The sequence below is a fragment of the Pseudomonas sp. UBA4194 genome (assembly GCF_002379585.1).
Taxonomy (GTDB): domain Bacteria; phylum Pseudomonadota; class Gammaproteobacteria; order Pseudomonadales; family Pseudomonadaceae; genus Aquipseudomonas.
Map to the genome: position 1 here is coordinate 16,549 of NZ_DFUE01000039.1, position 26,958 is coordinate 43,506.

Annotated in this window: 21 protein-coding genes and 4 pseudogenes; 14 read left to right on the forward strand and 11 right to left on the reverse strand. The window is 62.2% G+C overall.

Going from position 1 to position 26,958, the window contains the following annotated elements:
• Nucleotides 1-51 precede the first annotated feature (51 nt).
• The 5 genes and pseudogenes from B3397_RS09855 to B3397_RS09875 all read left to right on the forward strand — a co-directional run bounded on the left by B3397_RS09855 (nt 52) and on the right by B3397_RS09875 (nt 8,108).
• Nucleotides 52-2,079 (forward strand): TRAP transporter permease, encoded by a 2,028-nt coding sequence (locus B3397_RS09855; protein WP_296249508.1) that lies wholly within the window; start codon nt 52-54, stop codon nt 2,077-2,079.
• A pseudogene (locus tag B3397_RS09860) lies at nt 2,076-2,453 on the forward strand (DUF1850 domain-containing protein); the annotation flags it as partial. The gene B3397_RS09855 and the pseudogene B3397_RS09860, both read left to right, overlap by 4 nt.
• A 149-nt stretch (nt 2,454-2,602) precedes the next feature.
• The gene (locus B3397_RS09865) at nt 2,603-4,477 is read left to right on the forward strand and encodes an MFS transporter (protein ID WP_296249510.1); all 1,875 of its coding nucleotides are present in this window, start codon (nt 2,603-2,605) and stop codon (nt 4,475-4,477) included.
• Nucleotides 4,478-4,731: 254 nt separating this feature from the next.
• The gene (locus B3397_RS09870) at nt 4,732-5,718 is read left to right on the forward strand and encodes a WD40/YVTN/BNR-like repeat-containing protein (protein ID WP_296249513.1); all 987 of its coding nucleotides are present in this window, start codon (nt 4,732-4,734) and stop codon (nt 5,716-5,718) included.
• Nucleotides 5,715-8,108 carry an efflux RND transporter permease subunit gene (locus B3397_RS09875; RefSeq protein ID WP_296249516.1) on the forward strand — a complete coding sequence of 798 codons (2,394 nt, stop codon included), beginning with the start codon at nt 5,715-5,717 and terminating at the stop codon, nt 8,106-8,108. The genes B3397_RS09870 and B3397_RS09875 overlap by 4 nt, the downstream gene beginning before the upstream one ends.
• A gap of 102 nt (nt 8,109-8,210) precedes the next feature.
• Here B3397_RS09875 and B3397_RS09880 read toward each other — a convergent pair whose 3' ends face one another.
• The 3 genes from B3397_RS09880 to B3397_RS09890 all read right to left on the reverse strand — a co-directional run bounded on the left by B3397_RS09880 (nt 8,211) and on the right by B3397_RS09890 (nt 10,512).
• A complete protein-coding gene (locus B3397_RS09880) occupies nt 8,211-8,921 on the reverse strand; it encodes a FadR/GntR family transcriptional regulator (RefSeq protein WP_296249518.1) in 711 nt (236 codons plus the stop codon).
• A gap of 83 nt (nt 8,922-9,004) precedes the next feature.
• Nucleotides 9,005-9,475 carry a MarR family winged helix-turn-helix transcriptional regulator gene (locus tag B3397_RS09885; protein WP_296249520.1) on the reverse strand — a complete coding sequence of 157 codons (471 nt, stop codon included), beginning with the start codon at nt 9,473-9,475 and terminating at the stop codon, nt 9,005-9,007.
• A gap of 182 nt (nt 9,476-9,657) precedes the next feature.
• Nucleotides 9,658-10,512: a LysR substrate-binding domain-containing protein gene (locus B3397_RS09890; RefSeq protein WP_296249522.1), complete on the reverse strand. Its 855-nt coding sequence runs from the start codon at nt 10,510-10,512 to the stop codon at nt 9,658-9,660.
• Nucleotides 10,513-10,608: 96 nt separating this feature from the next.
• Here B3397_RS09890 and B3397_RS09895 point away from each other — a divergent pair, with 96 nt between their 5' ends.
• Entirely contained in the window at nt 10,609-10,845 is a 237-nt protein-coding gene (locus B3397_RS09895) for a DUF1127 domain-containing protein (RefSeq protein ID WP_296249721.1), read from the forward strand.
• Between the two features lie 118 nt (nt 10,846-10,963).
• Here B3397_RS09895 and B3397_RS09900 read toward each other — a convergent pair whose 3' ends face one another.
• Nucleotides 10,964-12,310 carry a class II 3-deoxy-7-phosphoheptulonate synthase gene (locus B3397_RS09900; RefSeq protein ID WP_296249524.1) on the reverse strand — a complete coding sequence of 449 codons (1,347 nt, stop codon included), beginning with the start codon at nt 12,308-12,310 and terminating at the stop codon, nt 10,964-10,966.
• 433 nt (nt 12,311-12,743) lie between these two features.
• Between B3397_RS09900 and B3397_RS09905 the strand changes: the two genes are divergently transcribed.
• On the forward strand, nt 12,744-13,445 hold the full coding sequence (locus tag B3397_RS09905; protein ID WP_296249722.1) for a spermidine synthase: 702 nt from the start codon (nt 12,744-12,746) through the stop codon (nt 13,443-13,445).
• Between the two features lie 7 nt (nt 13,446-13,452).
• Here B3397_RS09905 and B3397_RS09910 read toward each other — a convergent pair whose 3' ends face one another.
• Nucleotides 13,453-14,244, reverse strand: coding sequence for a crotonase/enoyl-CoA hydratase family protein (locus tag B3397_RS09910; RefSeq protein ID WP_296249525.1), 792 nt, complete (start codon nt 14,242-14,244; stop codon nt 13,453-13,455).
• A gap of 355 nt (nt 14,245-14,599) precedes the next feature.
• Between B3397_RS09910 and B3397_RS09915 the strand changes: the two are divergent.
• Nucleotides 14,600-16,298: pseudogene (locus tag B3397_RS09915) on the forward strand (DEAD/DEAH box helicase).
• Between the two features lie 158 nt (nt 16,299-16,456).
• On the opposite strand, the gene B3397_RS09920 reads toward B3397_RS09915, so the two are convergent.
• Entirely contained in the window at nt 16,457-16,753 is a 297-nt protein-coding gene (locus tag B3397_RS09920) for a hypothetical protein (protein ID WP_296249527.1), read from the reverse strand.
• 294 nt (nt 16,754-17,047) lie between these two features.
• On the opposite strand from B3397_RS09920, the gene htpG reads away from it, so the two are divergent.
• Nucleotides 17,048-18,952 carry a molecular chaperone HtpG gene (htpG, locus tag B3397_RS09925; protein ID WP_296249529.1) on the forward strand — a complete coding sequence of 635 codons (1,905 nt, stop codon included), beginning with the start codon at nt 17,048-17,050 and terminating at the stop codon, nt 18,950-18,952.
• Nucleotides 18,953-19,038: 86 nt separating this feature from the next.
• A complete protein-coding gene (locus B3397_RS09930; RefSeq protein WP_296249531.1) occupies nt 19,039-19,767 on the forward strand; it encodes a dienelactone hydrolase family protein in 729 nt (242 codons plus the stop codon).
• 97 nt (nt 19,768-19,864) lie between these two features.
• On the opposite strand, the gene B3397_RS09935 is transcribed toward B3397_RS09930, so the two are convergent.
• From B3397_RS09935 to B3397_RS22550, 5 genes and pseudogenes are all read right to left on the reverse strand, one after another.
• The gene (locus B3397_RS09935) at nt 19,865-20,269 is read right to left on the reverse strand and encodes an OsmC family protein (RefSeq protein WP_296249533.1); all 405 of its coding nucleotides are present in this window, start codon (nt 20,267-20,269) and stop codon (nt 19,865-19,867) included.
• A 162-nt stretch (nt 20,270-20,431) separates the two neighbouring features.
• Nucleotides 20,432-21,652, reverse strand: a complete 1,221-nt coding sequence (gene fabB, locus B3397_RS09940) for a beta-ketoacyl-ACP synthase I (protein ID WP_296249535.1) — start codon at nt 21,650-21,652, stop codon at nt 20,432-20,434.
• Between the two features lie 11 nt (nt 21,653-21,663).
• Entirely contained in the window at nt 21,664-22,179 is a 516-nt protein-coding gene (fabA, locus tag B3397_RS09945; protein WP_296249537.1) for a 3-hydroxyacyl-[acyl-carrier-protein] dehydratase FabA, read from the reverse strand.
• 268 nt (nt 22,180-22,447) lie between these two features.
• Nucleotides 22,448-23,917, reverse strand: a pseudogene (locus B3397_RS09950) (ATP-binding protein); the annotation flags it as partial.
• A 50-nt stretch (nt 23,918-23,967) separates the two neighbouring features.
• A pseudogene (locus B3397_RS22550) lies at nt 23,968-24,331 on the reverse strand (hybrid sensor histidine kinase/response regulator); the annotation flags it as partial.
• Between the two features lie 212 nt (nt 24,332-24,543).
• Here B3397_RS22550 and B3397_RS09955 point away from each other — a divergent pair.
• From B3397_RS09955 to B3397_RS09970, 4 genes are read left to right on the forward strand one after another with little or no spacing between them, the layout of a single operon-like run.
• Nucleotides 24,544-25,569 (forward strand): NAD(P)H-dependent glycerol-3-phosphate dehydrogenase, encoded by a 1,026-nt coding sequence (locus B3397_RS09955; RefSeq protein WP_296249540.1) that lies wholly within the window; start codon nt 24,544-24,546, stop codon nt 25,567-25,569.
• 10 nt (nt 25,570-25,579) lie between these two features.
• Nucleotides 25,580-25,927, forward strand: a complete 348-nt coding sequence (locus B3397_RS09960) for a DUF4389 domain-containing protein (protein WP_296249541.1) — start codon at nt 25,580-25,582, stop codon at nt 25,925-25,927.
• Complete coding sequence (gene sixA, locus B3397_RS09965) at nt 25,924-26,379, forward strand: phosphohistidine phosphatase SixA (protein ID WP_296249543.1); 456 nt, start codon at nt 25,924-25,926, stop codon at nt 26,377-26,379. Before B3397_RS09960 ends, sixA begins: the two co-directional genes overlap by 4 nt.
• 38 nt (nt 26,380-26,417) lie before the next feature.
• Nucleotides 26,418-26,861, forward strand: coding sequence for a hotdog fold thioesterase (locus tag B3397_RS09970; RefSeq protein ID WP_296249545.1), 444 nt, complete (start codon nt 26,418-26,420; stop codon nt 26,859-26,861).
• Nucleotides 26,862-26,958 lie beyond the last annotated feature (97 nt).

The window sequence follows — 26,958 nt, forward strand, 5'->3', positions numbered from 1 at the left end:
TGCGCTGCGCCCCCCCCCCGCGCTCCCATTCAGCCCAAAGGCAGACCGCCCATGAGTGATCAGCTCCACGGTATTCCCGCGAACCCGCAGGCGTGGCCAAAAACCTTGTTCTTCGTAGCCTTGGCGTTCGCGATCTTCCAGATCGTCACCGCCGCGTTCGCGCCGCTGTCCAGCCAGGTCCTGCGCGCAGTGCACGTGGGCTTTCTGTTATGGGTAGTACTGCTCAGCTACCCGGCCTGGGGGCAGACGCGTCCGTGGCAGCCGCTGGCCTGGCTGCTGAGCCTGGCGGCCGTGGCCACCGCGCTGTACCAGTGGATCTTCGAGGCCGATCTGATCCAGCGCTCGGGTGACCTGACCCTGGCTGACGGCGTGGTTGGCCTGGTGTTGATCGTGCTGGTGTTCGAAGCTGCCAGACGGGTGATGGGCATTGCCCTGCCGCTGATCTGCGGCCTGTTCCTGGCCTACGCTCTGCTCGGTGAGCACTTGCCCGGCGCCCTGGCCCACCGCGGCTATGGCCTGGACCAGGTCATCAACCAGCTGGCCTTTGGTACCGAGGGGCTCTACGGCACGCCCACCTACGTGTCCGCGACCTATATCTTCCTGTTCATCCTGTTCGGCGCGTTTCTGGAGCAGGCCGGCATGATCAAGCTGTTCACCGACTTTGCCATGGGCCTGTTCGGGCACAAGACGGGCGGGCCGGCGAAAGTGTCGGTGGCCTCGTCGGCGCTGATGGGCACCATCACCGGTTCAGGCGTCGCCAACGTGGTGACCACGGGGCAATTCACCATTCCCCTGATGAAACGCTTTGGCTATCGAGCCGAGTTCGCCGGCGGCGTGGAGGCCACGTCCAGCATGGGCAGTCAGTTGATGCCGCCGGTCATGGGGGCCGTGGCGTTCATCATGGCCGAAACCATCAACGTGCCCTTCGTCGAAATCGCCAAGGCCGCCCTGATCCCGGCGCTGCTCTATTTCGCCTCGGTGTTCTGGATGGTGCATCTGGAGGCCATGCGCTCCAACCTCAAGGGGCTGCCCAAGGATCAGTGCCCCAGCGCACTGGGGGCGGTGCGCGAGAGGTGGTACCTGCTGCTGCCATTGGCCGTGTTGATCTACCTGCTGTTCTCTGGCCGCACGCCGCTGTTTTCCGGCATGGTGGGCCTGGCATTGACCGCGATCGTGGTCCTGGGCTCGGCGATCATCCTGCGGTTTTCCGGCGTGGCCCTGCGCTGCGCCTTCTGGGTCGCTCTGGGCCTGTCATGCGCTGGCTTCTTTCAGCTGGGTATCGGCGTGATCTTCGCGGTGATCGCCGTGCTGGTGGCGGTGAGCGGGTGCATCAAGGGTGGTCGCGACACGCTTGCCCTGTGCCTGCATGCGCTGGTCAATGGCGCGCGGCATGCCGTGCCGGTGGGCATTGCCTGCGCGTTGGTAGGGGTGATCATCGGCGTGGTCTCATTGACAGGAGTGGCCTCGACCTTCGCCGGCTATATATTGGCCATAGGCCGGGACAATCTGCTGCTGTCGCTGATCCTGACCATGCTGACCTGCCTGGTGTTGGGCATGGGAATTCCCACCATCCCCAATTACATCATCACCAGCTCCATCGCAGCGCCAGCCTTGCTCGAACTGGGCGTGCCGCTGATCGTCTCGCATATGTTCGTGTTCTATTTCGGCATCCTGGCGGACCTGACCCCACCCGTGGCCCTGGCCTGCTTCGCTGCCGCCCCCATCGCCCGAGCCAGTGGCTTGAAAATCAGCCTGTGGGCGGTCCGGATTGCCCTGGCCGGGTTCGTCATTCCCTTCATGGCGGTGTACAACCCGGCGCTGATGCTGCAGGGCGACAGCCTGTGGCTGAGCGCCTACATGCTGGTCAAGACGCTTCTGGCCGTGGGCCTGTGGGGCATGGCGGCCACGGGCTTCCTGCAACGTCCGATGCCTTGGTGGGAGCGCCTGCTGGCCGCCGCATCCGGGGCGCTGCTGGTGGTTGCCTGGCCGCTGACCGACGAAATGGGCTTCGCAGCCGGAGGCTTGATCATCGCCGCCCATCTGTGGCGCTCCCGCCACGTGGGGCTGGCCAGGACATGATGGGCCTGTGCATGGGCCTGGCCGGGGTGATCGGGGCGCAATTGCCGGTGACCGACTTTACCTTGGCATGGGACCACAGTGTCGAGAAGGTCCGCTGGGAAGAAGACTACAGCGTCACGTGGCAAGGCTTGCAGCTGGGTGAGGCGCGTGTTCGCGGCAGCGGCGCGGGCATGGAAATCCCCGCGCACGCCCTGTTCAGCAACGGCAGTTGGCGCTATCGGCGGCCACTGCCGCCGCTACTGCCGTTGCTGCTGGCGCGCGTCCCCCAGGCCGGCGATTACGACCTGTGTTCCGACGACCAATGCCTGCCCTTGGGCCACTGGCTGGGCCCGCCCGATCCCCACCAGCCCTCCCTCCAACTATGGCCCTGCGACCTCCAACCTGTAGCAGCGGATTCATCCGCGTCCGCCCATTCCAGCCCTATCAATAATGCCTACACCCCCTTGGGCATTTGCCAAGCAATGGCTATCCTGTGCCGCGCCAAGCCCCGTCCTAGCGTGGGCGTCATCAAGGTACACGGACGATGAGTCACCCTTCGCAATTCGCTCTGCTGGACAAGCGCCGTTTCTTGCCGTTCTTCGTGACCCAGGCCCTGGGCGCTTTCAACGACAACATCTTCAAGCAGTCGCTAATCCTGGCCATCCTCTACAAGCTGGGCATCGAAGGCGATCGCAGCATCTGGGTCAACCTCTGCGCCTTGCTGTTCATCCTGCCGTTCTTCCTGTTCTCGGCGCTGGCCGGCCAGTTCGGCGAGAAGTTCGCCAAGGACCGGCTGATCCGGGTGATCAAGCTGGCTGAGATCGTCATCATGGCGGTCGGGGCAGCGGGCTTCATGTTCAATCATCTGTGGATGATGCTCGCGGCGCTGTTTGCCATGGGTACCCACTCGGCGTTGTTCGGCCCGGTGAAGTACTCGATCCTGCCCCAGGCGCTGCGCCCCGAGGAACTGGTGGGCGGCAACGGCCTGGTGGAGATGGGCACGTTTCTGGCCATCCTGGCAGGGACCATCGGCGCGGGGGTCATGATGTCTTCGGCCGAGTACGCGCCGGTGGTGGCCTGCGCGATCCTGACTGTGGCCGTACTGGGTTATCTGGCCAGCCGTGGCATTCCCGCCGCGCCGGCTTCGGCGCCAGGCATGGTGATCGACTGGAACATCGCCCGGCAATCCTGGGCCACGCTGCGCATGGGGCTGGGGCAGACCAAGGCGGTGTCGCGCTCGATCGTTGGCAACTCGTGGTTCTGGTTCGTCGGCGCCATCTACCTGACCCAGATTCCGGCCTATGCCAAGGAGTGGCTGCACGGCGATGAAACCGTGGTCACCCTGATTCTTACCGTGTTTTCGGTAGGCATCGCGCTGGGCTCGATGCTCTGCGAACGGCTGTCCGGGCGTAAGGTGGAGATCGGCCTGGTACCCTTTGGCTCGTTCGGCTTGACCTTGTTCGGCCTGTTGCTGTGGTGGCACTCGGGCGGTTTTCCCGAGCCGGGCGTGGCGCATAGCTGGCTGGCGGTGCTGGGCTACGCCCAGGCCTGGTGGGTATTGCTCGATATCCTCGGGCTGGGGGTGTTCGGCGGCTTCTATATCGTGCCGCTGTATGCCCTGATCCAGTCCCGCACGCCGCAAGGCCAGCGAGCCCGGGTGATCGCGGCGAACAACATCCTCAATGCGCTGTTCATGGTGGTTTCGGCGATTGCCTCGATCCTGCTGCTCAGCGTGGCCAAGCTGAGCATTCCGGAGCTGTTCCTGGTGGTATCGCTGATGAACATCGCGGTGAACACCTACATCTTCAAGATCGTCCCCGAATTCACCATGCGCTTCCTCATATGGCTGCTCAGCCACTCGCTGTACCGGGTCGAGCATCGTGGTCTGCAGCATATTCCGGACGAGGGCGCCGCGCTGCTGGTGTGCAACCACGTGTCGTTCGTCGACGCCCTGCTGATCGGCGGCGCGGTGCGTCGGCCGATCCGTTTCGTGATGTATTACAAGATCTACCGCCTGCCCGTGTTGAACTTCATTTTCCGTACGGCCGGGACCATCCCCATCGCGGGGCGCAAGGAAGATCCGCTGATCTACGAGCAAGCATTCGCCCGTGTGGCCCAGTATCTGGCCGCAGGTGAGCTGGTGTGCATCTTCCCCGAGGGCAAGCTGACTACCGATGGGCAGATCGATGCGTTCAGGAGCGGGGTGAGCACCGTGCTGGAGCAGACCCCGGTACCTGTGATCCCCCTGGCGTTGCAGGGGTTGTGGGGGAGTTTCTTCAGCCGTGATCCGAACAAGGGTTTCTTCAAGCGGTTCTGGTCGCGAGTGACATTGGTGGCGGGCGCGCCCGTGAGTGGCGAGGCCGCGTTGCCGGAGCGGTTGCGGACCTTGGTGCAGGGCTTGCGGGGGGAAGTGCAGTAGGCGAGGGCTTCAACTCCCTCTCCCTCAGGGAGAGGGCCGGGGTGAGGCGACCATCCGACACAAACCCCAAGCCAAGCCATATCCGCCATTCACCATCTGATTTACAAATCATAACGTAACTCCAATTGTCAGCACTTTCCCCGCCCCTATAGGATAGGCGCAGCCCGCAAGCCGCTCTGCCTTGCTGGTTTCGCCCGTCCTAAAACAACAACAGGGGTAAGCGCGGTATGACACAAGCGTGCGCAGCAACAGGCATGTTGGGTGGCTGGGCGTTGGGGTTGGCCTTGCTCGGCGTGTTGGGCACGCCCTTGGCAACCGCCGCCATGGCCGATTCATTCGCCATCGAATCGAACAAGGCCGCGCGTACCTTGCTGCTCGACGTCACTCACGCCGGCCCGCGCCTGGTCACGGTGGGCGACCGCGGTCACATCCTCTATTCCGACGACCAGGGCGTCAGTTGGACGCAAGCGCGGGTGCCTACTCGACAACTGCTCACCGCCGTGTACTTCGCCGACGCCCAGCATGGCTGGGCTGTAGGCCATGACGCGCAGATTCTTGCCAGTGCTGACGGCGGGGTCACCTGGACCAAGCAGTTCGAAGACACTGCCCGCGAGGCACCGCTATTGGATGTCTGGTTCCAGGATGCCACCACCGGCTTTGCCATCGGCGCGTACGGCATGCTTCTGGAGACCACCGATGGCGGTCAGCAGTGGCAGGATGTCAGCGATCGCCTTGATAACCCGGAGCAGTACCACCTCAACGCCATCGCGAAGGTCAAGGACGCTGGCCTGTTCATCGTCGGCGAGCAGGGCAGCCTGTTCCGTTCCTCTGACCAGGGCGCAAGCTGGGAGGCTGTGCAGGGCCCCTACGAGGGTTCGCTGTTCGGCGCCATCGGCACGGCCCAGGCCGGTACGCTGCTGGTGTATGGGCTGCGCGGCAACCTCTATCGCTCCACCGATTTCGGCGATCACTGGCAGCGTATCGAGGTCCAGGGCCCGCGCGGCCCCATGGAGTTCGGTCTGGCCGGCGCGACCCTGCTCGACAGCGGTGAACTGGTGCTGGTGGGCAATGGTGGCACGGTGTTGCGCAGCGACGATGACGGGCAAAGCTTCAGCGTCTACAGCCGCCCGGACCGTATTGCCCTGGCTGCAGTAGCGGGCGATGCCCGCGACGGCTTGATCCTCGCAGGGCAGGGCGGCGTGCGGGTCACGGCGGCCAATGGCGCGCAGGTGACACCATGAGCCGGCCGGCCGGAGTGGGCACCCGCCCGCAGGAGAAACCCACGTGGCTGGAGCGGCTGATCTTCGATCACCGCCCGGCGGTGATCGGCCTGTGCCTGTTGGTCAGCCTGGTGCTGTTCTGGCAGGCCACCCTGATCCGACCGTCCACCAGCTTCGAGAAAATGATCCCGCTCAAGCACCCCTTCATCGAGAAGATGCTGGAGCATCGCAACGATCTGGCCAACCTGGGCAATACCGTGCGCATCTCGGTGCAGGCCACCGATGGCGATATCTTCAGTCAGGCGTACATGGAAACCTTGCGCCAGGTGCATGACGAGGTGTTCTACATTCCGGGGGTCGACCGCTCGGCGCTGAAATCGCTGTGGAGCCCCAGCGTGCGCTGGACTGAAGTGACGGAGGAGGGCTTCGCCGGCGGCGAGGTGATTCCGCAGAGTTACGATGGTTCGGCGGACAGCCTCGATCAACTGCGCAACAACGTGCTCAAGTCCGGCCAGGTAGGCCGCTTGGTAGCCAACGACTTCCGCTCTTCAATCGTCGATGTGCCCTTGCTGGAGTCCTATCCCGATCCCCAGGACCAGAGTCGGCTGCTCAAGCTCGACTACCGGCAGTTTTCCCACCAGCTCGAAGAAAAGATTCGCGACAAGTTCCAGGCGCAGAACCCCAATATCCAGGTGCACATCGTCGGCTTTGCCAAGAAGGTAGGGGACCTGATCGATGGCCTGATCATGGTGGTGCTGTTCTTCGGCATTGCCTTCGCCATTACCCTGGTGTTGCTGTACTGGTTCACGCACTGCCTGCGCAGCACCGTCGCTGTGCTCTGTACCACGTTGGTGGCGGTGGTGTGGCAACTGGGGCTGATGCACGCCATCGGCTTCGGGCTGGACCCGTACTCGATGCTGGTGCCGTTTCTGATCTTCGCCATCGGCATTTCCCATGGTGTGCAGAAGATCAACGGCATCGCCCTGCAATCCAGTGATGCCGACAATCCCCTGACCGCCGCCCGGCGTACTTTCCGCCAGTTGTTCCTGCCCGGCATGATCGCGATTCTGGCCGACGCGGTGGGCTTCATCACCCTGCTGATCATCGATATCGGGGTGATCCGCGAGCTGGCCATTGGTGCCTCCATCGGCGTGGCGGTGATCGTGTTCACCAACCTGATCCTGTTGCCGGTGGCCATTTCCTACGTGGGCATCAGCAAGCGCGCCGTGGACATCAGCAAGCGTGACGCCGTACGCGAGCACCCGTTCTGGCGCACCCTGGCTCGGTTCGCCAGCCCCAGGGTGGCACCTGTGTCGATTGCGCTGGCATTGCTGGCCTTCGGTGGCGGGCTTTGGTACAGCCAGAACCTGAAGATCGGCGACCTTGACCAGGGGGCGCCGGAACTGCGGCCCGACTCGCGTTACAACAAGGACAACAGCTTCATCATCGAGCACTACTCCACCAGTTCGGACGTGCTGGTGGTGATGGTCAAGACCGCAGCCGAGGGCTGTTCGACGTACAAGGCCATGGCGCCCATCGACCAGCTGATGTGGAAGATGGACAACACCCCCGGTGTGCAGTCGACGATCTCCCTGGTGACCGTGTCGCGGCAAATGATCAAGGGCATGAACGAGGGCAACCTGAAATGGGAAACCTTGAGCCGCAACCCGGATGTGCTGAACAGCTCCATCGCTCGGGCTGACGGTCTCTACAACGCCGACTGTTCGTTGGCACCGGTGCTGGTGTTCCTCAACGACCACAAGGCCGAGACCCTGGATCGGGTGGTCAAGGCGGTGCAGGACTTTGCCGCCGAGAACAACCAGCCAGGGCTGGAATTCATGCTGGCGGCGGGCAACGCCGGTATCGAGGCGGCCACCAACGAGGTGATCAAGACCAGTGAGCTGACCATTCTGGTGCTGGTGTACCTGTGTGTTGCCGTGATGTGCATGATCACCTTCCGCTCCTTTGCGGCCACCCTGTGCATCGTGCTGCCGCTGGTGCTGACCTCGGTGCTGGGCAATGCGCTGATGGCCTTCATGGGCATCGGTGTGAAGGTTGCGACCCTGCCGGTGGTAGCGCTGGGCGTAGGCATCGGCGTGGACTACGGGATCTACATCTACAGCCGGCTGGAGAGCTTCCTGCGCGCGGGCCTGCCGCTGCAGGAGGCCTATTACCAGACGCTGAAATCCACGGGCAAGGCAGTGCTGTTCACGGGGTTGTGCCTGGCGATCGGCGTCGCTACATGGATATTCTCGGCCATCAAGTTCCAGGCTGACATGGGCCTGATGCTGACCTTCATGCTGCTGTGGAACATGTTCGGAGCGCTGTGGTTGCTGCCGGCACTGGCACGCTTCCTGATTAAACCGGAAAAACTCGCCGGGCAAAAAGGCCACTCCCTACTCGCCCACTAACGTAGCAGCGGCGTAAGCCGCGTCCCGCCTCTACGAAGCGATCCAGGGAGCACGTCGTTCGCCACGCAAGCGCATCGATAGCGGACGCGGCTTACGCCGCTGCTACGGGCCGAGGACGGCGCTGAGGGCGTCTTTGGCGTCGTCGAGTTGCACCAGGGTCGCGTGGCGGGCGCCGAGGGCGTCGCGGTTTTCGATCGCGGTCAGAATCGCCTTGTGCCGGGGCAACGCCAGCTCATGCAGGTTGGGCCGCTGGTTGGAGTGGCGCAGCGCCTCGCGCAGTGCCAGCGAAAGCATGTTGCACAGGTGGGCGAGCAGGTCGTTGTGAGTGGCGTCGGCGATCCGGCTGTGAAAGTCCAGGTCCGGTTGCAGCACCTGCTCCGGCGTATCTGCCGCTTCCATGCGGCCATAGGCTTCGCCGATGGCCGCAATCTCCTCATCGCTGGCGTGTTGCGCGGCCAACGCTGCTGCGGCAGGTTCGATGATGGTTCGCACGCTGGTCAGCAATGCAAAGAACTCGTTCTGTGGCGTGCTCTGCATGACCCAGTGCAGCACGTCGGGGTCGAGCATGTGCCACTCGCGGCGCGGCTTGACCACCGAGCCAACACGCGGCTTGGAGTACACCAGCCCCTTGGCCACCAGCACCCGAGTCGCCTCACGCAGCACCGGCCGACTGACTGCATACTCTTCGCACAGCAACGCTTCTGCCGGGAGACGATCGTCAGGTTTGAAGCGCCCCGAGACGATCTGCATGCCCAAGTCCTGGACGATACGCGAGTGCATGCTTTTGCGGTCGGAAGGCTTGCGGTAATCCATGGGGCGCATTCGGTCCTGGCAGCGAGGGATGGGCGATCATAGCATCTGCCGCCGACAAAATCGGTCGTCAGCGCCAGTCGCTTTCACAGGCTGCCTTGCAAGTTCTTGCGCAGCTCCAGCAAATGGTTCTGCAAGGCCTGCAGATCTTTTTCGCCCTGGCCGCTGGCCCTCAGGATCGAATCGGGCACCGAACACGCCTGTTCACGTAGGGCGCGCCCTTGTTCGGTCAGCTGCACGATGACCACGCGTTCGTCGTCCTTGCTGCGCGTGCGGCTGAGCATACCTTCCGCTTCGAGGCGTTTGAGCAACGGGGTCAGCGAGCCGGGATCGGTCAACAGCCGGGTGCTGATTTCACCCACGGTCATGCCATCGCGCTCCCACAGCACCAGCATGGTCAGGTATTGCGGGTAGGTCAGCCCCAGTTCATGCAGCAGCGGCTTGTACACCTTGGTCATCAACAACGAGGTGGAATACAGGGCAAAGCACATCTGGTTGTCCAGCAGCAAACTGTCGTCGGAGCCAGCTGCCTTGTTCTTGTCGATTTCGGTGTCCATGCTGATCCTTTCTGGAAAGTGCGGGCGGATGACGGCGAGGGCATTTTCATTACGCCAGCTGATCCGCCGGTTCCGTCACGAAGCTCATGTTGATATCGAGCTACGAAGGCACTGCATAGTTCGTTCGACCTTCTGGGCGGGCGTTCTCAAGGCGCCGCGGGACAGCGCTTGGGGGAGGGGGCCTAGAGTTTGAAGCCTTCGGCAATGTGCTCGGCCAGGGACTCGGTGAGGGTGCTGCGGGTTGTCTGGTTGTGCAGCAGCATCACGCTGGCAATCGGCAGCACCGGCAGGCCTTCGGCTTCCCCTAGCACGCGCATGTCCGCGGTGATCAGGCTTTGCAGCTGCGCGGTGACCGCGAGCCCGGCGCTTACCGCCGCCATCAGGGCCGACAGGCTCGCACTGGAATAGGCCACGCGGTACGGCTTGCCCACGGCGTCCAGGGCGTTGCATGTCCAGTTGCGGCAAAAACAGTCACTGTTGAACAGCGCCAATGGCATGGGATTCTGTTCGTGGGGGCTGAAGCCCTGCGCCACCGCCCATACCAGACGCTCCTGACGCAGCGGCTGGCCCACTTCGTGGCCAGGTTCGCGAGTGACGATGGTCAGGTCCAGGTCGTGGCGCTGCATCAATTGCTTGGTGCTCTCGCAGTGGACTTCCACCTGCACCAGTGGGTAGGCCTGGGCAAAACGCGAAAGGATGCCGGGCAGATAGCGCATGGCGTAGTCATCCGGCGTGCCGATGCGCACGGTGCCGACCATGTGCGGCTCGCGCAGGGTGGTAAACACTTCGCTATGCAGCTTCAGGATACGTCGGGCATACCCCAGCAGCACCTGACCTTCGGCAGTGAGCCTGACCTGGCGCCCGTCTCGTTCGAACAGTCGGCGCTGAAGGATATCTTCCTCCAGTCGCTTCATCTGCATGCTCACCGCCGACTGGGTGCGGTTGACCATGTCGCCGGCCTTGGTAAAGCCCCCGTGATCGGCAATGGCAACGAAGGTGCGCAGGACTTCGGAGTCGATACTTTGATACTGGGACATTCATCAATCTCCGAGATGGGTTGCATAAGAAACATTCGTTGGATTGATCATAGCGCCGAGCAGAGACTTGAGCCATCCCAATCGGAGGGCTTGAAGATGAAAGGTCAAAAAGGGTTTGTAGGGGTGGCACGGGTTTCAGGGCAATCGTCGTTTTCCCTGCGCGAAGCGATAGGCAATGGGCTGCAGCGGGTGATGCGCTGGGTGGCGTTGGCGCAGCAGCGAAATCAGCTGTCGGCCATGAGTGATGCGGCGCTCAAGGATATTGGGTTGAGCCGAGCGGATATTTTGCAGGAGAGTGAGCGGCCGTTCTGGGATGATCCGTTGGGCAAATGATGAGTGTTCGGCGTGATGGCCTCTTCGCGGCTGTANNGTACGCCGCTCCTACAAAGGCTCCTCACCTCCTGTAGGAGCGGCGTGCAGCCGCGAAGGGGCCATCAGCCGCAGCGCCTATCTATCGCCGGACCTGCTTCAGCGTTTCGGCAATCATGAAGGCCAGCTCCAACGACTGATCCGCGTTCATCCGTGGGTCGCAATGGGTGTGATACCGGTCCGACAAGCCATCCTCGGTGATGGGGCGAGCGCCGCCGATGCACTCGGTGACGTTTTGTCCGGTCATCTCGATATGGATGCCGCCGGCATAGCTGCCTTCGGCCTGATGCACTTGGAAGAACTGCTTCACCTCACTGAGGATCTGCGCGAAATCGCGGGTCTTGTAGCCGCTGCTGGCCTTGATGGTGTTGCCGTGCATCGGGTCCGAACTCCACAGCACCTGCCGCCCCTCGCGTTCCACCGCGCGGATCAACGCTGGCAGATGCTCGCCGACCTTGCCCGCCCCCATGCGCACGATCAGGTTCAACCGGCCCGGATCGTTGCTGGGGTTGAGGATGTCGATCAGGCGCAGCAGGTCTTCAGTGTTCATGCTGGGCCCGACCTTGACCCCGATCGGGTTGTGCACGCCGCGCAGAAACTCCACATGAGCGCCGTCTAGTTGTCGCGTGCGGTCGCCGATCCACAGCATGTGCGCCGAGCAATCGTAGTAGTCGTTGGTCAGGCTGTCGCGGCGTACGAAGGCTTCTTCGTAATTGAGCAGCAGCGCTTCATGGGCGGTGAAGAAGCTGGTTTCACGCAGTTGCGGCGAACTGTCCATGCCGCAGGCACGCATGAATGCCAGGGTTTCGTCGATGCGGTCGGCCAACTGATGGTACTTCTGCGCCAGCGCGGAGTTGGCGATGAAGTCCAGGTTCCACTTGTGCACCTGATGCAGGTCGGCAAAGCCACCTTGGGCAAAGGCACGCAGCAGATTCAGGCTGGCCGTGGACTGGTGATAGGCCTGAACCAGGCGCTCAGGGTCGGGCGTGCGGCTTTTTTCATCGAAGCCGATGCCATTGACGATGTCGCCGCGGTAGGCCGGCAGGGTGACCAGCCCCTGGGTTTCATCACCGGTGGAGCGTGGCTTGGCGAACTGACCGGCCATGCGCCCGACCTTGACCACTGGGCAGCCGGCCGCGAAAGTCATGACGATCGCCATCTGCAACAGCACTTTGAAGGTGTCACGAATTTTCGCCGCCGAGAACTCCGCGAAGCTTTCCGCGCAATCGCCGCCCTGCAACAGGAACGCCCGGCCCTGGGTGACTTCACCGAACTGCCTGCGCAACTCGCGCGCCTCCCCCGCGAACACCAATGGCGGGTAGCTGGCCAGGCGCTGCTCCACTTGGGCCAGATGTTCGGCGTCAGGGTAAATGGGTTGCTGCTCGATGGGCAGGGCGCGCCAGCTGTCGGGGGTCCACGGGATGGTCATGGTGAGGCTCGGGTTTGTTGTTTGGATGTACGGCCGATGTTAGCAGCCCCGCCCTCATCGCGGGCAGAGCCTGTCACCCAGAGATCTCCAATACGACATGCATTCCTTGTAGGAGCGGGGTTGTCCGCGAAGGCGCCCGAACTGGCAATGCATGATCTGGATTGTGCAGAGGATTCACCAACCCCTTCGCGGGCAAGCCCGCTCCAACAGGAATCAATGCAGCCACCCAGCCTAGGCCCATTCCCTGTGGGAGCGGGCTCTGCCCGCGATGAGGCCGGCAAGGCTGGCCTCGAAGGCTGCTCCACCGGTCATTTAATGCCACAATCGCTTTTTTTCATTGCCTGTGACGAGTCCTCTGGTGGAAGACCAACCCAACGAAGCACCCCGCGAACGCGTTGAGCATGTCCTGGCCGAGGTGCATGACGCCTGGGGCATGATCCGTGTGCTGGAAGTGGAGGATTACCGGTTCCTCGAATTCGGCGATGCCATCGAGCAAAGCTGCACCTTCACCGCCGACCCCAGCTGGCTGGAGTACGACTACACCCGCGCCATGCTGATCGGCGCGCTGTGTCACCCGGAACCGGAAAGCGCCCTGTTCCTGGGGCTGGGCGCCGGCACCCTGACCCAGGCCTGTCTGAAATTCCTCGCCCTGGACGATGTCGAGTGCATCGAGCTGCGCCCTGACGTCCCACGCCTGGCCATCGAATATCTGGGGCTGGACGACGACCCGCGACTCTACATTCGTGTCGGCGATGCCCTGGAGCTCTTGCCCAGTGCCGAGAGTGCCGACCTGATCTTCGTCGACCTCTATACCGATCACGGACCGGCCCCCGCGCATCTGGCGTGGCGATTTCTGGAGCAATGCCAGCAGCGCCTCAACCCTGGCGGCTGGCTGATCATCAACCAATGGGCCAGTGACGATGGCAAACCTCTGGGCGCGGCATTGCTGCGCGGGTTGTACCATCGTCACTACTGGGAACTGCCGGTGAAGGAGGGCAACGTCATCCTGATGGTGCCCGCAGACCTGGAACAGAACCTGGACCTGCAGGGCCTGCGCGAACGAGCCGAAGCACTGGCGCCGCGGCTGGGGTATTCGTTGCAGGGACTGATCGACGTGGTCCGACCCGCCACCTAGGGTCGCTTCAAGCGCCTTTGAACTGGCCCGGTCGACGTTCCTGCAGGGCAAGCAGCCCTTCCCGGGCATCCTCGCTGGCAAACAGTTGTGCAGTGGTCGGCAGCAGCGCCTGACTGCTGGCGGTTTCGCCCTGCAGCACCGCCAGACGCGCCGACGCCAGTGTCGCCTGCACGCCCAGGGGGGCCTGTTCGGCGATGCGCTGCGCCAGTTTCAGGGCATTGGGCAGCAGATCTTCGCTGGCCATCACCTCCTGCACCAGGCCCAGGCGCAGCGCTTCATGGGCATCGAACTCGTCGCCGGTGAGCAACCAGCGCATGGCATTGCCCCAGCCGGCAATTCGTTGCAGGCGGATGGTGGCGCCGCCGAACGGAAACAGGCCGCGCTGCACCTCCATCTGAGCGAACCGGGTATTGCTGGCGCACAGGTTGATATCCGCGGCCAGCATCAGCTCGATGCCCACGGTCAGGCAGTAGCCGCGGGCGGCGACAATCACCGGCTTGCTGACGAAAGGCCCGGCGGACACCCGCCAGGGGTCGCAACCGCCGGCGGGTACCTGCCAGCCCTGGCTGAGTCGCTCACCGACCGCTGCCAGATCCAGGCCGGCGGTGAAATGCTCGCCGTGGCAGAACACCACGGCCACGCGGGCCAGCGGCTCACGTTCGAATTCGCCGTAGGCCAGGCTCAAGGCATCAAGCATCGACAGGTCGAAGGCATTGCGCTTGGCCGGACGGTCCAGGCCGATCAGCATGACATGGCCGCGCAATTCGCGGCTGACCTGACCGGGGCAGGAACGGGGCATGACGTCGATCCTCGATGGGGTCATAGGTGAAAGGTTTCAGCCATCGTGCCAACTCAGGCGCCTCTGCTAAAATAGACGCCACGCGGGATTCGCGCAAAGCCAAGATGCCAACGGCGTGCAGCCGTCCGAAAGGTCGAAAAAAGTCTCACGTACGCAGCGTTTTCAGGTATAGTGCGCGCCGGTCTTTAACCAGGCCACGTTTAGGTAGCGCAATCCCCCGAAGACAGCTTCGGCTGCATGTCCGTACCGCGGACTCTCCCTAACGATTCTTTCATTCAATCGTTTTCGCAAATCCCCGCCGACAAAGCTGCCAGGGTGACTCTCGAGTCTTACAAGGCATGCGCAGCTTTGGAGCATGGGTCTTTGCGGATGCACTTAGAGGCAGACCCATGACCCAGGAAACCGGCGGCTTCGCCGCTCTCGGACTTAACCCGAATATTGTTGCAGCCGTCATCGCGACTGGCTACGAAGAGCCTTCGGCCATTCAGCAGCAATCGATCCCAATCATCCTGGAAGGTCATGACATGATCGGCCAGGCGCAGACAGGTACCGGTAAGACCGCTGCCTTCGCACTGCCGATTCTGAATCGCATCGACCCGAGCAAGCGCGAGCCGCAAGCCCTGATCCTGGCGCCAACCCGTGAGTTGGCGCTGCAAGTAGCCACTGCATTCGAAACCTACGCCAAGCAAATGCCTGGCGTTACCGTAGTGGCCGTGTATGGCGGTGCCCCAATGGGCCCGCAGTTGAAAGCCATCCGCAACGGCGCGCAAATCGTCGTCGCTACCCCTGGCCGTCTGTGCGACCACCTGCGTCGTGACGAGAAGGTCCTGGCCACCGTGAACCACCTGGTTCTCGACGAAGCCGATGAAATGTTGAAGCTGGGCTTCATGGATGACCTGGAAGTGATCTTCAAGGCCATGCCGGAAACCCGCCAGACCGTGTTGTTCTCGGCCACCTTGCCGCAGTCGATCCGTGCGATCGCCGAGCGTCATCTGAAAGACCCGAAACACGTCAAGATCCAGAGCAAGACGCAAACCGTCACCGCGATCGAGCAGGCTCACCTGCTGGTTCACGCCGACCAGAAAACCTCCGCTGTACTGCGCCTGCTGGAAGTGGAAGAGTTCGACGCCCTGATCGCCTTCGTGCGTACCAAGCAAGCCACCCTGGACCTGGCCAGCGCCCTGGAAGCCAAAGGCTACAAGGCTGCCGCCCTGAACGGCGACATCGCCCAGAACCAGCGTGAGCGCGTCATCGACTCGCTCAAGGATGGCCGTCTGGACATCGTCGTCGCTACCGACGTCGCTGCCCGTGGTCTGGACGTTCCGCGCATCACTCACGTGTTCAACGTCGACATGCCGTACGATCCAGAGTCCTACGTTCACCGTATCGGTCGTACCGGCCGTGCCGGTCGTGAAGGCCGTGCGCTGCTGCTGGTGACGCCGCGCGAGCGCCGTATGCTGCAAGTGATCGAGCGCGTGACGGGTCAGAAGGTGGCCGAAGTTCGTCTGCCCAACGCCCAGGCCGTGCTCGACGCACGCATCAAGAAGCTGACCAACAGCCTGGCGCCGCTGGTTGCCGATGCCGAAGGCACTCATGGTGACCTGCTTGACCGCTTGACCGCCGACATCGGTTGCAGCCCGCGTGCCCTGGCCGCAGCCCTGCTGCGCAAGGCCACCAACGGCCAGGCGCTGACCTTGGACGCTGTCGAGAAAGAGCAGCCGTTGGTTCCGACCAGTGCACCGCGCGAGCGCACCAGTGGCGACCGTCCTGATCGTGGTGACCGTGAGCGCCGCGCGCCAATGCCTCTGGGCGAAGGCCGTGCACGCTGCCGTACCGCCCTGGGTGCTCGCGACGGTATCGCCGCGAAGAACCTGTTGGGTGCCATTCTCAACGAAGGCGGCCTGGCCCGCGAAGCGATCGGCCGCATCCAGGTGCGCGACAGCTTCAGCCTGGTCGAGCTGCCGGAAGATGGTCTGGAAAAACTGCTGACCAAGCTCAAGGACACCCGTGTCGCTGGCAAGCAGTTGAAGCTGCGTCGCTATCGCGAAGACTGATTTCGCATAGCTTCAAGGCATAAAAAATCCCCGACTGGTTCGGGGATTTTTTATGCCTGGGCGGGGCAGCGGTATGGCAACGCTACGCAGTGCAAGACCCTGTGGAAACGGGCTATGCCCGTGATGAATCTGCCACCGGTCCCAGGCGAGAACCTACATCAGTTCTTCGCTGGCGGCACCTGGGTATCAGGGGTCGCGCCTGGCGCTGCCGGCATGGCCGATTCAGGCTTGGAAGCTTCCTGGGCTGCAGCCTTGTTCGACTCAGCGGCCGCTTCGTTGGCCTTGGCATTTTCCTTGGCAGCGTCGTTCATCTTGTCTTGCGCCGAATCCATTTTCTCTTGGGCTTCTTCGCGGTGGGAAGCAGCGTCCTGGGCCTTGTCTTCGGACTTCTTATCGCAGGCAGCCAAACCAAGGGTGGCGGCCAGCATCAGGGAGTAGGCTAAAGTCTTGCGCATGGGATGTTTCTCCTTATTGATTATCTACGTGGCTAAGATCGACCGCTGCGGGCATAAGTTCCGTGTCATTGGTTATATATAAGTCTTGGATCCGTATGGATTTTTTCACGGCCATTTGCTGTAACGCTTAAGTGACGGGCAATCCGCGCTGGCCTCTGTGTAGGAAACTTCTGATTCCGGCTCCACCTGGCCAGGGTTTCATCACGGCCCTTGAAATCGTCCGGGCCGGCCCCATCTCCTTGTCATCCCGCCGCTCAATGGCGGCACCTGCCATCTGATTGGAGTTTGATGACCATGAGTGTGGAAACTCAAAAGGAAACCCTGGGCTTCCAGACCGAGGTGAAGCAACTGCTGCACCTCATGATCCATTCGCTGTATTCCAACAAGGAAATCTTCCTTCGCGAATTGATCTCGAACGCCTCCGACGCCGTCGATAAACTGCGTTTCGAAGCGCTGGCCAAGCCTGAGCTGCTCGAAGGCGGCGGCGAACTGAAGATCCGCGTGAGCTTCGACAAGGACGCCAAGACCGTCACTCTCGAAGACAACGGCATCGGCATGAATCGCGATGACGTGATCGCCCACCTGGGTACGATCGCCAAGTCCGGTACCGCCGACTTCATGAAGAACCTGTCTGGCGACCAGAAGAAGGATTCGCACTTGATTGGCCAGTTTGGCGTGGGCTTCTATTCCGCGTTCATCGTTGCCGACCAGGTCGAAGTGTTCAGCCGTCGCGCCGGCACCGCCGCCAGTGAAGGCGTGCACTGGTCGTCCAAAGGCGAAGGCGAGTTCGAAGTCGCTACCGTCGACAAGGCCGAGCGCGGCACGCGTATCGTCCTGCACCTGAAAAGCGGTGAAGACGAGTTTGCCGACGGCTACCGCCTGCGCAACATCATCAAGAAGTACTCCGACCACATTGCCTTGCCGATCGAACTGCCCAAGGAATCGACGGCGGCCGAAGGTGAGCAAGCGCCGGCCGAGGAATGGGAAACCGTCAACCGTGCCAGCGCCCTGTGGACCCGTCCTCGTACCGAGATCAAGGACGAGGAATACCAGGAGTTCTACAAGCACGTCGGTCACGACTACGAAAATCCGCTGAGCTGGAGCCACAACAAGGTCGAAGGCAAGCTGGAATACTCCTCGCTGTTGTACGTCCCGGCCCGTGCGCCGTTCGACCTGTACCAGCGTGAGGCGCCGCGTGGCCTGAAGCTGTACGTTCAGCGTGTGTTCGTGATGGACCAGGCCGAGTCGTTCCTGCCGTTGTACCTGCGCTTCATCAAGGGCGTAGTGGACTCCAACGACCTGTCCTTGAACGTGTCGCGGGAAATCCTGCAGAAAGACCCGATCATCGACTCCATGAAATCCGCGCTCACCAAGCGTGTGCTGGACATGCTCGAGAAGCTGGCCAAGAACGAACCCGAGCAATACAAGGGCTTCTGGAAGAACTTCGGTCAGGTATTGAAAGAAGGCCCGGCTGAAGACTTCGCCAACAAGGAGAAGATTGCCGGCCTGCTGCGCTTCGCGTCCACCAGCGATGACAGCGGCGAGCAGAGCGTTGGCCTGGCCGACTACCTGAGCCGCGTGAAGGAAGGGCAAGACAAGATCTACTTCCTCAGCGGCGAATCCTACGCTCAGGTCAAGAACAGCCCGCACCTGGAAGTCTTCCGCAAGAAAGGCATCGAAGTGCTGCTGCTGACCGACCGTATCGACGAGTGGCTGATGAGCTACCTGACCGATTTCGACGGCAAGAGCTTCGTCGACGTCGCCCGCGGTGACCTGGACCTGGGCAATCTGGACTCCGAAGAGGACAAGAAGGCCCAGGAAGAAGTCGCCAAGGACAAGGAAGGTCTGGTCGAGCGTCTGAAGGCTGCCTTGGGTGATGCCGTCAGCGAAGTGCGCGTATCCCATCGCCTGACCGACTCCCCGGCAATCCTGGCCATTGGCGAGCAGGACCTGGGCTTGCAGATGCGCCAGATCCTGGAGGCGAGTGGGCAGAAGGTGCCGGATTCCAAGCCGATCTTCGAATTCAACCCTGGCCATCCGCTCATCGAGAAGCTGGACGTGGAGCAGAGCGAAGACCGTTTCGCCGACCTTTCTCACATCCTCTTCGACCAGGCGGCGCTGGCAGCCGGTGACAGCTTGAAGGACCCGGCGGCGTACGTCCGCCGCCTGAACAAGCTGCTGGTAGAGTTGTCCGTTTAAGCAGTTGCAGGAAAGCCCGCTTCGGCGGGCTTTTTCTTTGTATGTCGCAACCTTTTCCTGAAATCAAGAGCATGGGGATGCAAAGTATGAGCACAGTGACCGTTGAAGCCCTGACCTACACAGTCGATGGCAAGGCTTACGAGAGCCGCCTGGTGTACGACACCGGTATTCTCTCGCCGCGTCCCGGCCTGGTGATGGCGCCGAACTGGATGGGTGTCAGCGAAGGCGCCGAGCGCATCGCCCAGGCGGTGGCCTCCAAGGGCTACGTGGTGCTGCTGGCCGACCTCTACGGTCAGGGCGTGCGTCCTGGCAACAACGATGAGGCCGCTGCGGCGATGACCCCGCTCAAGGATGATCGCGCCCTGCTGCGCACACTCATGCAGGCGGCCCTGGAACAACTGAAAAGCCAGGACCGCGCGTCAGTCGACAAGGAACAACTGGCGGCCTTCGGTTTCTGCTTTGGCGGCTGCTGCGCCCTCGAGCTGGCCCGCACCGGCGCGCCACTCAAGGCGGCGGTGTCCTTCCATGGCACACTGGATACACCGAACCCCGAGGATGGCAAGAACATCAAGGGCGCGGTACTGGTGCTGCATGGCGACGCCGATCCGCTGGTGCCGAAGGAGCAACTGCCAGCCTTCGCGGCCGAGATGAATGCTGCAGGTGTTGATTGGCAGCTGACCAGCTACGGTGGCGCGTACCATTCGTTCACCGATACCGAAGCCAACAACCCCGGTGTGCAGATGTACGACGCCAAGGTCGCAGCGCGGGCTTTCCAGTCGATGCATAACCTGTTGGAAGAAGTGTTCCAGGCCTGATCGCCGCGGGCCTCGTAGAACCTATCGCGGGCAGAGCCCGCTCCCACAGGGTGTGGGAGCGGGTTCTACCCGCGATGGGGCCCGCATGGCCACTCCATCATTCCGCCAGATAAGTCTCTATCTCGATCTCTGCCGTGGTCATCAACTTGTGCACCGGGCAGTGATCCGCGACCCGGTCCAGGTCGTGTCGCTGCGCCTCGGTCAGGTTTCCATGCAGGGTCAGCTTCACATTCAAGCTGTACTTGCCCGTCGGTTCCTGGCTGTTATCCCGTCTGACTTCCACCTCGACGCCGGTCAGCGGAATGTGCTTCTTCTGCGCGTAGAGCTTGAGCGTCAACGCCTTGCACGCGCCCAGTGCGGCATCGAAGTAGTCGTGGGGGGAGGGCGCCGAGTCCGACCCGCCCAGGGATTCCGGAAGGTCGGCAACCAGCGTGTGGCGACCATCGAAATCGATGCTGTGACGAAATCCTTCGCTTGATTCGGTTTTGACGGTGATGGTCATGGAAATCCCTTCGCTCGGTAAATGAGTCCTGCCTGGTCAGTAGAGACGCGGCAGCGGGCAGGGGTTCAACCCGTCTGCGATTAAACCGGCAGCTTGGCCGGCGTCACGCATATAAAAAAACGGCGCCCTGAGGCGCCGTTCCTTTGTCGCAAGGGTAGCCCCTTACTTGCCCTGCCAGCGCTTGAGCACCAGCGTGGCGTTGGTGCCACCGAAACCGAAGCTGTTGCTCATGACCGTGTTCAACTCGACGTTCTCGCGAGTCTTGGTCAGGATCGGCAGGTCGGCAACTGCCGGGTCCAGCTCGTCGATGTTGGCGGAACCGGCAATGAAGTTGCCTTCCATCATCAGCATGCAGTAGATGGCTTCGTGAACGCCAGCGGCGCCCAGCGAGTGACCGGACAGGCTCTTGGTCGAGCTGATGGCTGGCGCCTTGTCGGCGAACACTTCGCGCACACCTTTGATTTCCGCGACGTCGCCGACCGGAGTCGAGGTGCCGTGGGTGTTCAGGTAGTCGATCGGGGTGTCGACAGTGGACAGCGCCTGCTGCATGCAGCGAATGGCGCCTTCGCCGCTCGGCGCGACCATGTCGTAGCCATCGGAGGTTGCACCGTAGCCGACGATCTCGGCGTAGATCTTGGCGCCACGGGCCAGGGCATGCTCCAGTTCTTCGACCACCACCATGCCGCCACCGCCCGCGATGACGAAGCCATCACGGTCGTTGTCGTAGGCGCGCGAAGCTTGTTCCGGCGTGTCGTTTCGCTTGCTGGACAGTGCGCCCATGGCGTCGAACAGGAACGATTGGCTCCAGTGCTCTTCCTCGCCACCACCGGCGAAGACCACATCCTGCTTGCCCATCTGGATCTGTTCCATGGCCGTACCGATGCAGTGGGCACTGGTGGCGCAGGCAGAAGCGATGGAGTAGTTCAGGCCCTTGATCTTGAACGGGGTCGCCAGACAGGCCGATACCGTGCTGCTCATGGTACGGGTTACACGGTAAGGGCCCACGCGCTTGACGCCTTTCTCGCGCAGGATGTCCAGGGCTTCCATCTGGTTGAGCGTGGAGGCGCCGCCGGAGCCGGCAATCAGACCGGTGCGAGGGTTGGATACCTGCTCCTCGGTAAGGCCCGAATCCTTGATGGCGTCCTGCATGGCCAGGTAGGCGTAGGCCGCGGCGTGACCGACGAAGCGATAGACCTTGCGATCGATCAGTTCTTCCAGGTTGAGGTCGATGGAACCGGAAACCTGGCTACGCAGGCCCATTTCGGCATATTCCGGGTTGAAGCGGATGCCAGGGCGGCTTGCACGCAGGTTTGCGGAGACGGTGTCTTTGTCATTGCCCAGGCACGAAACGATGCCCAGACCAGTGATAACAACGCGGCGCATGCGGATAACCCTTAAAAATTGTCGGTGGATGTAAAGACGCCAACCCGAAGGCCGTCGGCGGTGTAGATCTCACGGCCGTCGACGCTGACCGAGCCATCGGCGATGGCCATGTTCAGCTTGCCCTTGAGGACGCGCTTGATATGGATGTTGTAGGTGACCTTCTTGGCCGTCGGCAGTACTTGACCGAAGAACTTCACTTCGCCCGAACCCAGGGCGCGGCCGCGGCCCGGCAGACCTTGCCAGCCCAGGAAGAAGCCTACCAGCTGCCACATGGCATCCAGGCCCAGGCAGCCTGGCATCACCGGGTCGCCTTCGAAATGGCAAGCGAAAAACCACAGGTCTGGAGTGATATCCAGCTCGGCGACCAATTCACCCTTGCCGTACTTGCCACCTTCAGCGCTGATGTGGGTAATGCGATCCACCATCAGCATGTTCGGGGCGGGCAGTTGCGCGTTACCTGGGCCGAACAGCTCACCGCGACTGCAGCGCAGCAGGTCTTCCCGGGTAAAGGCGTTTTGTTTGGTCATGCGAGCTCCTCAATAGTCCCTGGTGGCAGGGGGCAAACTTCCCGGCCGACCAGAAGGATCAAAGCCTGGGTCGGCAGCCTACACATAGACTATTGCGTTGTAGTGAAAGTCACAGCACAAAGGACACGATGTACACTTGTGCACTGAAATTATAAGGCCAGACAGCAGGCTTTGTCCGAATGGATGTACAAGACTGCCGCATTTTAGCATTTCTTGCCAGAAACGGCTGCTATTGAGGGGATATCTGGCAGGGATTTGCCCCTGCCAGTCAGCCCATCCAGCGCAGCAGCACCTGTTGCAGCTCGGCGCGTTTGAACGGCTTGGCTAGGTAATCGTTCATTCCGGCGCTCAGGCAAGCGTCGCGGTCGCCCAACAGGGCGTTGGCAGTCAGTGCGATGATCGGCAGATCCGCCCGGCCAGGCAGCCGACGGATCTGCCGGGAAGCGTCGTAGCCGTCCAGGACCGGCAACCGACAATCCATGAGCACAGCGCAGTAGAGGGTGTCGCGGACGCTGGCGACCGCTTCGGCACCGTCGCCCACCACGCTGACGTCGTAGCCCAGGCTGCGCAACATGGCTTCGATGACGGTCTGGTTGACCGGGTTGTCTTCCACCAGCAGCACCGAGCGCCCCAGCCCCTCCTGACTGCCGGGCTTGCTCAGCGGGGCAGGGCGGGCCAGGCTTTGCTGGCTCAAGGCGAGAGGCATTTCCAGGGTAAACAGTGAGCCAAGCCCCTCTTCGCTCTGCGCCCGCAAGGTGCCGCCCATGCGTTCGGCCAGCGTGCGTGCGATAGGCAGGCCCAGCCCGGTGCCGCCGTAGCGGCGGGAGATGGAGCTGTCGGCCTGTTCGAAGGCGACGAACATGCTTTCCAGTCGATCCGGGCCGATGCCGATCCCGCTGTCTTGCACCGTACAGGTCAGCCAGATCAACTGATGATCGAGCACCTGCCATTGCGCACGAATGTGCACCCCGCCTTCATCGGTGAATTTCAGCGCGTTACCGATCAGGTTCACCAGAATCTGCCGGATTCGGGTCGGATCGCCCTCCACCTGCAACTGCTCCAGGCCAGGGGGCATCTCCAGTTCTAGCTTGAGCTGGCGTTGCCGCGCTGCATGCTGGAAGGCCTGTACGCAACTGCTGATCAGTTCATGCAGGTTGAACGAAATGTGTTCCAGGTCCATCGCCGCGCGTTCGATGCGGGAGAAGTCGAGGATGTCGTTGATGACCTTGAGCAGGTGTTCGGTGGACTCGGTGGCCAGTGCTGCATACTCGCTCTGCTCTTCGTTCAGCGGCGTGGTTTCCAGCAACTGCAGCATGCCCAGCACCCCATTCATCGGCGTGCGCAGTTCGTGGCTCATCATGGCCAGAAAATCGGACTTGGCGCTGTTGGCCCGCTCGGCTTCCTCGCGAGTGCGGATCAGTTGCTGCATGGCCGTCTGCTGTTCGCTGCTGGCTTGCGCCAGGCCGCTGGCCAGATTGTTGATGTGACCGGCCAGGTGGCCCAGCTCGCTATCGTCGACGATCGGCAGCGGCTTGTTGAACTGCCCTTGCTGGATGGCCTTGACCGCCTGGCTCATCGCGCTGATGGGTTCGGCCAGGCTCTGGGCCAGCCGACGTGCCAGCAGGTAGGTGAACAACAGGGTGAACAGCGCCAGGATAGCGGCCTTGAGCACGATCTCCTGCTGGCGCTGGTTGAACGCGTCGTCGGACATGCCCACGACCACGCGGCCCAGGTAGCCGTCGGCCTGGCCCCGCTCATCGCCGCCGACATTGGGCATGGCGCCCTGCATCTTGATCGGCGCCTGGAACACTTCCACCCGTTGTGAATGGCCATGCGCTTCGCCTGGCTGTTCGACGTGCACCAGAATGCGGTCCGATTCGTCCTGGACTTCCAGGAAGCGCACATGGGGGATTGCAAGGGTTGCCCTGAGAAGGCCGTCGAGTACGTCCTTGTTATCCACGATCACGCCGTACTCGGCCGCCGGGGCGAGTTGATTGGCGATCAACTGGCCGGTGTGATTGAGTTCCTGGCGCAGGTCCTGCAAACGTACGAAGGTGAAGAAACTGATCAACAGCAGGGTCAGCAGCAGCGCCGGGCCCAGGCTGATGATCTGGGTCCGCGTATGAATGTCACGGTTCAGGCGCAGATTCATCGCAATGCCCCGACCAGCATCGGCGCACGGTACAGTGGGTCTTGAATGTTGAGCACGACAGGGCCTGAATCGAATTGAACAGTGCTGCATGTTAACCGGTCACAGCGACAATTCCATTCGCAATGTTACAAGGCCATGGTCCGGGGCTGGTCGCGCTGCGGCGGCTCCGTATAATGCCCGCATCGTCACTGAATTCACTGAACGGATTGGATATGACTGAACAGCAGCCGGTTGCAGTGCTGGGGGGTGGTAGTTTCGGCACCGCCGTGGCCAATCTGTTGGCGGAAAACGGCCATCAGGTGCGCCAGTGGATGCGCGATCCTGAACAGGCTCGGGCGATTCGCCTGAACCGCGAGAACCCACGCTACCTCAAGGGCATCAAGATCCTGCCGGCCGTGGAGCCGGTCACCGACCTGCTGGCGACACTGCAAGGCAGTGCCCTTATTTTCGTCGCGTTGCCTTCCAGCGCGCTGCGCAGCGTACTGGCACCCCATGCCCAGCTACTGGCCGGCAAGATGCTGGTGAGCCTGACCAAGGGCATCGAGGCGCAGACCTTTAAGTTGATGAGCGAGATCCTCGAAGACGTGGCGCCCGCCGCGCGCATCGGTGTGCTGTCCGGGCCCAACCTGGCCCGGGAGATCGCCGAGCACGCGCTGACCGCGACCGTCGTTGCCAGCGCCGATGAGGCATTGTGCCAACAGGTCCAGACGGCGCTGCACGGTCGCACCTTTCGCGTCTACGCCAGCAGCGACCGTTTCGGTGTGGAACTGGGCGGCGCCTTGAAGAACGTCTACGCGATCATTGCCGGCATGGCGGCCGCGTTGGGTATGGGTGAGAACACCAAGAGCATGTTGATCACTCGGGCGCTGGCGGAGATGACCCGTTTCGCGGTCAGCCAGGGTGCCAACCCGATGACGTTCCTGGGGCTGGCGGGGGTGGGCGACCTGATCGTCACCTGCTCTTCGCCAAAAAGCCGCAACTACCAAGTGGGCTTCGCCCTGGGCGAAGGGCTAAGCCTGGAAGAGGCCGTGTCACGCCTGGGCGAAGTGGCCGAGGGCGTCAATACGCTCAAGGTGCTCAAGGTCAAGGCTCAGGAACTGCAGGTCTATATGCCGTTGGTAGCAGGTTTGCACGCCATCCTGTTCGAAGGGCGTACTCTGAACCAGGTCATCGAGGTGTTGATGCGGGCCGAACCCAAGACCGACGTCGACTTCATTTCCACCAGCGGCTTCAACTGAGGAACGCAGCATGAACGATTTTTCCCGAGACCCCGAGCGTGAGTCTATTCTGTTGCGCGCGCTATGGATGGTGGTGTTCGTATTGGTCTGGCAGGTCGCACAGTTCCTGCTTGGCGCGCTGGTACTGGCGCAGCTGATCTATCGCCTGATCTACGGCGCCCCGAATGCCAGCCTCATGAACTTCGGTGACAGCCTGAGCCAGTACCTGGCGCAGATCGGTCGCTTCGGCAGTTTTCACACCGAGCAGAAGCCGTGGCCCTTCGCCGACTGGCCGACCCCGCGTCCGGCCGACGGCGAAGTTGCCCACAGCGTGCCGCCGGCTGCGCATCCGGTACGCGACGAGGAGCCCAAGCTGTGAAGCTGTGGGTATTGCGCCACGGCGAAGCCGCCAACAAGGCACCCACCGACGACCAACGCCCCTTGACCCGAAAGGGTGAAGGCGAAGCACTGACCAGCGCAGCGCATCTGGTTGGACAGCCACTGGACGCTATCCTGGCCAGTCCGTATCTGCGGGCTCAGCAAACGGCTACGCTGGTTCACGAGGCGCTGCGGTTCTCAGCCGCTGTGCGGACCGTGCCCTGGCTGACCCCCGAAAGCGATCCGCTGGCGGTGGCTGGCCATCTGGAACGGCTGGGCCTTGAGCATGTGCTGCTGGTGAGTCACCAGCCGCTGGTAGGCAATCTCGTCGGCCTGCTCCAGCACGGTAATCTGAGCGAGCCGGAGCCGATGAGTACCGCGAGCCTGGCCGAACTGGAAGGTGATTGGCCCCTGGCGGGGCTGATGAAACTCAAGGCTGTCCGTCACCCCTGACACCGACGTGCAGGGGCTTGGTCCAAAAGGGGATACACATGAGCCTGTGGCGCACCGAACCCGATGTCGAACGTCTCAACGCCGCGCAGAAGAACACCGTTGGTGAGCTTCTGGACATCCGCTTCGAAAGCTTCGACGATCAATCGCTGACCGCCAGCATGGTGGTCGATTCACGTACTCATCAACCATTCGGCCTGCTGCACGGCGGCGCCTCGGTGGTACTGGCCGAGAGTCTGGGCTCGATGGCCAGCTTTCTGTGCATCGATACGCAGAAATTCTATTGTGTAGGCATCGAGGTCAACGCCAACCATCTGCGCGGCGTGCGCAGCGGTCGAGTGACCGGTGTGGTTCGCCCGGTTCACATCGGCCGCACCACCCACGTATGGGACATCCGCCTGCACGACGAGAACGGCAAGCCCAGCTGCATCTCTCGGCTGACCGTGGCAGTGGTGCCCTTGGGCGAGACACCACCGGCCAGGTGACGTGTGTCCTGAATACCCCAGCCAATGGCGTATGCGCGCGTTGTCCCGGCCTGTCAGGCTGGTCACAATCGCCAACACGCCACCGAACGGCCGCCCT